The following is a 5,611-nucleotide window of genomic DNA, read 5'->3' as shown; positions in this document are numbered from 1 at the left end:
ATTTGTTTGGTTCTGGCTTGTCCAGGTTAGGTTGTTGTAAAGTATTTGAAAACATTTTCAGACTTTCAAAGGAAAAAGTTACAAAGGAAGATAATCCTGACATTTTGGGCAAAGGATTAAAGAAAGATATTATCCGGCAATACTCCGTTAAACATCTGGAAGTTTTTAGTAGTTAATTGTTCTCGTGAAATTCTTCATACGCCTGCAAAACCGTTAAATGAGAGATTAAATAAGCCAATGAACTTTCAGCTCCCTGATTCCGGTTTACCCCATAGCTTTCAAAGCCGTCACAGCACCCTTTGGTTTCAAAATCGTACAAACTCAATCTAAGATCGTTTTCACCCAGAAACCACAAAAATGATGTGTATAGTTTGTTCAGGTATTCTTTGTCTTTGGTAACATGGAAAGCCTGATGATACATTAAAACCATGGACATGGCATCAATTGGTTGTTGAGCAAATACGGAACGCTCACCATCCTTTTTGTACCATTTTTCGTTCCCTATAATGGACAGGTAATTTTCCTTAAGCGTATGCTCGGTAAGAAACTGCATAGATTTAAGTGCTACTTCCAGCACTTTCTCTTCGTTGAGGATTTCTGCCGAGTGCAGCAGTGCTAATGGCAATATGCCGTTATCATAGGCCAGTAGTGATTCGAACCATTGCCAATCATCAGATTGGTTTTCTTCGAATTGTTTAATCAGCAGGTGGGCCATATTTCTGAGCCTTTCTGTCATGGAATCATCAGCCGGGTTGGTTTTAAGATAATAACATATTCCAATCATGGTGTTCGCAATACTTCTTATGGAGTTTAATTTTTCGAAATTGGGTGCTGCGTTAAAGAACAGCAAGCGGCCGGTCTGGTAATAAGCATCATTTGGTGCGTTACCCAATAAGTATCCAAGTGCCCAGATGGTGCGTCCGAAAGAATCTTCTGAACCAATCTCATCCAGATAATTTCTGCTAAAGCTCAAAAAATTTCTGAATGTACCATCCTTATTTTGCATATAGTGGATGTAGCTTAAATATACGGGTGATAATTCAAGGGAGCGAACATCCTTAATTTGCCGGTATGCCATCAACACCATTAGCAAGGCCCGTGCATTATCATCAAGACAATAGCCTTCTTTTAAATTTGGAATGCCGAACTTAGCATGTTGGATTATACCGGTATCATCAGTGAGCCTGTTTATATGACCTAAAGAAAATGGTGGCAGGATAAGTAAATCTAATATGGTATCTTTTTTTTCTGGTTTTTCAGTGCCTTGCATAATGGCTTGTTCAGCAGTGGCAATGTATTTTTCGCCAGTTTTTGGCCATGTTATTTTTTTACCGTATTCGCCGGCTTTGTTTTTAAGTTTGTTGAGTTCGGGAGGGTTGTCCAATAGTTCAGTCAATACTGAACTCAACTCATCTGAATCGCCGAAGTTAAAGAGTCTTCCTCTTCCGTTGGCCAGTAATTCAGCAGCATGCCAGTAAGGTGTTGAGACCACCGCCGCCCCAACGCCAATGGCGTATGAAAGTGTGCCACTGGTAATTTGAGCCTCGTTTAAATAGGGTGTTATGTATATATCGGTGGCCGACAGATATTTAAACAAATCTTTTACATCTAAATATTCATTTAAAAAGTATACGTTCTTATCCAATTGAAGTGTTTTTACCAAGCGCATTAAGTAGATGCGGTATTCTTCACCCGAATGCCTCAATACATTGGGATGGGTTTTACCCAGTATCATATAAATCAAATCGGGATGCTTTTCAACCACTTTTGGCAAAGCTTTGATTACCGTTTCAATGCCTTTGTTGCGGCCGATGAAACCAAATGTTGTAAGAACCTTTTTATTTTCGAGTTTAAATTCTTTTTTTGATTTTTCGGCACTGAATTGCAGGTCTGGAACACCATGGTCTATAAACGCAATTTTATCTTCCGGAACGTCATAAATATTTACTAAAAAATCAATGGCCTTATGGCTCATCACAACAATTTTGTTAGCCATTTTACATATCTCCTGCAAAACGGCTTTCTCATTATAGGATGGTGTCTTTAATATTGTATGTAGTGTAACAATTAGTGGTATTTCCAGCCAGTGCAACAGTGGCAGTATATACACTCCGTTTTGTCCGCCAAATATGCCAAATTCATGTTCAAGAATACAAACTTCAGCTCCACTATGATTGATGAACTTAACAGCCTGTATATAATCTTCCTGATGTTCCTGCCTGATTGTCAGTTTTACCTCTTCGGGATATTCATATTTATTGTTAAAGTCGTTTAATGCAACAACAAAGCCATCATTTGAATACCCTTTTTCCGTGTTGTTAATGATAACGGAATTATACAGGTTATTGGTAAACGTTCCAATACCACATTCTCTTGGTGGATATGTTCCTATAAAAGCAATTTTCATTCGTATAAAATTTAATTAAGTCATTATCCGAAAGGAGCTTGCGACTTTCAGGATGCCCTTTCCCCCAATGCGGTCGGGACAAGTTGTGGCGGATTTCTTTGTAAACAAAGCGACGGAGCCGAGGGAGAAATCAATGCTCCATGCTCGTTTCATTCGAATAAAATCAGTCTAAGTTGTTGATATAATTAGTGTCTGTCCATAAAGTGCCATTTCCTGTGTTACGTTCGTCCGAAAATTACTCATTTACGATAAGTAAACTCCGTATTTCCGGACTTCGCAAGCCTTGTAAATGACGCTTTCTGAACAGACACACATATTGTAAAAATTTATTCGAGTTTATAGACACGCACTAATTAGTGTCTGTCCATAGAGTACCACCTGCTTCGTTACGCTTGCCGCCAAAATACTCATTTACGATTAGTAAACTCCGTTTTTGGCGGCTTCGCAAGCCTCGCAATTGGCACTTTCTGAACAGACACACATATTGTGAAATTTTTTGCGAGTTTACAGACAAACACTTCTATGTTTGGGGTTTTTATATATGCATTAACCCTGGTGATAAACATGATTTTTCAATTTCGATTTTTTGAGCATCTCTATTATTTTGTCAGGAGCTAAAGGTATTGTAATTTACCGGATAAGGAGTTATAATATTAATGTTTTAACTTACATTATTCATATATTTTCAAGGGTATCGCCTTTTTTGTTCTTTAACCTTGCCAGGAGATTGGTTATGCTGTTCTGTTTTTTACTGGAATACATTTTTTCGCAAACCTTTGCAGAGAAGCTAATTTTTCTTTTTCGAATCTTTTTGCAATAAAAGTAGCAAGTTGCCTTTATTGTTACAGTGTTGAATTACAATCTTTTTGTGTAATGTCGACTGCAAAGACATGCCTTCCCGCATTACATGCACATGCTTCATATACTGTCAATTTAGGTATCTTTGAGTAATTCTGGAAACCGATTGATCTTTATGGTTTAATCGGGAAAAGAGTTTTATGAATTATCTCAAATATTTTACGTTATGAGAAAAATAGTAGTTTTTATGGTCATTTCTTTTCTGGCCGTGTGGGCACAAGCAACAGAGCTACGTTCGCCTGACGGTAGTTTTCGACTTCAGGTCGAAGTAAAAGAAGGTGTTCCTGTTTATAAGCTTGATCTGGACGGACAGCCTGTTATTGCAGAAAGCCGTCTGGGATTGGAAATTAAAAGGCTGGAGCCGCTGACCGGTGGATTTAAACTCATCAAAGTAGAGGAGAGTGCGTTCGATGAAACCTGGGAGCCCGTGTGGGGCGAATTCAAAGAGATCCGAAACCACTATAACGAACTCGCGGTTACGCTGGAGCAGGAAGAGACTCAACGGATAATGGTGATACGCTTCAGGTTGTTCAACGACGGACTTGGGTTTCGTTATGAGTTTCCCGAACAGGATAATCTGACCTATTTTGTTGTAACCGATGAGAAGACCGAGTTTGCCATGACCGGCAACCATACTGCTTTTTGGATACCGGGGGATTATGACACGCAGGAGTATGACTATACCACGTCGCGTCTTTCCGAAATTCGTAATCTTATGGAGGGTGCCATTACACCCAATGCTTCTCAAACACCTTTTTCGGAAACCGGCGTGCAGACAGCTCTGATGATGAAAACTGACGATGGTCTTTACATCAATCTTCATGAGGCTGCTTTGGTAAAATATTCATGTATGCATCTGGAGCTTGATGATGAAAACATGGTATTTGAAGCACATTTGACCCCTGACGCTATCGGAAATATGGCCTATATGCAGGCGCCAACGCATACTCCATGGCGTACTGTAATAGCCGGCAGAGATGCTAAGGATATTCTGCTGTCCAATATTACCCTGAATTTGAATGAGCCTTGCGCCTATAACGATGTGTCATGGATAAAACCTGTAAAATATGTTGGTGTTTGGTGGGAAATGATTACCGGCAAAAGTTCGTGGGCCTATGCCGATTTGCCCTCAGTGAAACTGGGAGAGACCGATTATACTAAAGTGGAACCAAATGGACGCCATGCTGCCAACACAGAGCATGTAAAAGAGTATATTGATTTTGCTGCGGAACATGGTTTCGATCAGGTTTTAGTTGAAGGCTGGAACATTGGCTGGGAAGACTGGTTCGGAAAATCCAAGGATTATGTGTTCGACTTTCTGACCCCTTATCCCGATTTTGATGTGGATGAGTTGCGCGATTATGCTAAAAGTAAAGGCGTGAAACTGATGATGCACCACGAGACCTCCAGTTCGGTACGAAACTATGAGCGCCACATGGATGAAGCTTATCAGTTTATGGTTGATAACAATTATAACTCGGTAAAGAGCGGATATGTGGGCGATATTATTCCGCGCGGAGAATATCACTATGGTCAGTGGATGGTCAATCACTACCTGTATGCAGTAAAAAAGGCGGCGGAGCACAATATCATGGTCAATGCCCATGAAGCGGTCCGACCTACAGGTCTTTGCCGTACCTACCCCAACCTGATTGCCAATGAATCGGCTCGCGGAACAGAATATGAAGCCTTCGGCGGGAGTAATCCCGATCACACCACCATTCTGCCTTTCACCCGTCTTATTGGCGGTCCCATGGATTATACTCCCGGGATTTTTGAGAACGATGTTAGTAAATACAATCCCGATAATAATTCGTGGGTGAATACCACTATTGCCCGCCAACTGGCATTATATGTTACCATGTACAGCCCGTTGCAAATGGCAGCCGACTTGCCGGAAACTTACAATAAATATCTTGATGCCTTTCAGTTTATCAAGGATGTCCCGGTAGACTGGGATGACACAAAAGTTCTGGAAGCTGAACCGGGCGATTACATCACTTATGCACGGAAGGAAAAAGGTACCGGCAACTGGTTTGTTGGTCGCACGAACGACGAGGAGCCCAGGGTTTCAAATATCTCCTTCGATTTTCTGGAACCCGGCAAAAAGTATGTTGCTACCATTTACTGTGATAAAAAGAATGCCCACTACAAAAAGAACCCAAAAGCTTATGATATCCGAAAATATGTTGTGACAAGCAAATCCGGACTGTCACAAAAATGTGCACCAGGCGGAGGATATGCCATTAGTCTTTTCGAAGTGAAAGATAAAAAGGAGACAAAAGGATTGAAAAAACTTTAATATTAACGGATTGTTTCCCCTTCCAGGGTTCGTCACTACTGGAA

At 40.6% G+C, this 5,611-nt stretch carries 2 protein-coding genes; one reads left to right on the top strand and one right to left on the bottom strand.

Going from position 1 to position 5,611, the window contains the following annotated elements; genetic code table 11:
• Positions 1 to 172: 172 nt before the first annotated feature.
• The gene (locus tag OQ5_RS0103895) at positions 173 to 2,407 is read right to left on the bottom strand and encodes a glycosyltransferase family 4 protein (RefSeq protein ID WP_016776242.1); all 2,235 of its coding nucleotides are present in this window, start codon (positions 2,405 to 2,407) and stop codon (positions 173 to 175) included.
• A gap of 1,024 nt (positions 2,408 to 3,431) precedes the next feature.
• Between OQ5_RS0103895 and OQ5_RS0103880 the strand changes: the two genes are divergently transcribed.
• Entirely contained in the window at positions 3,432 to 5,567 is a 2,136-nt protein-coding gene (locus tag OQ5_RS0103880) for a glycoside hydrolase family 97 protein (protein ID WP_026055100.1), read from the top strand.
• The last annotated feature ends 44 nt before the right edge of the window (positions 5,568 to 5,611 follow it).

Origin of the sequence: Anaerophaga thermohalophila str. Valhall (genome assembly GCF_000250735.1) — a bacterium.
Classification (GTDB): Bacteria; Bacteroidota; Bacteroidia; order Bacteroidales; family Marinilabiliaceae; genus Anaerophaga; species Anaerophaga thermohalophila_A.
Note: the sequence above shows the minus strand (reverse complement) of the source record. Positions and strands in the feature narration are given on the sequence as shown.

Bases quoted from the DNA above. Each gene is read 5' to 3' on its own strand.
- OQ5_RS0103880 (WP_026055100.1), top strand. From the start codon at position 3,432: ATGAGAAAAATAGTAGTTTTTATGGTCATTTCTTTTCTGGCCGTGTGG.
- OQ5_RS0103895 (WP_016776242.1), bottom strand. From the start codon at position 2,407: ATGAAAATTGCTTTTATAGGAACATATCCACCAAGAGAATGTGGTATT.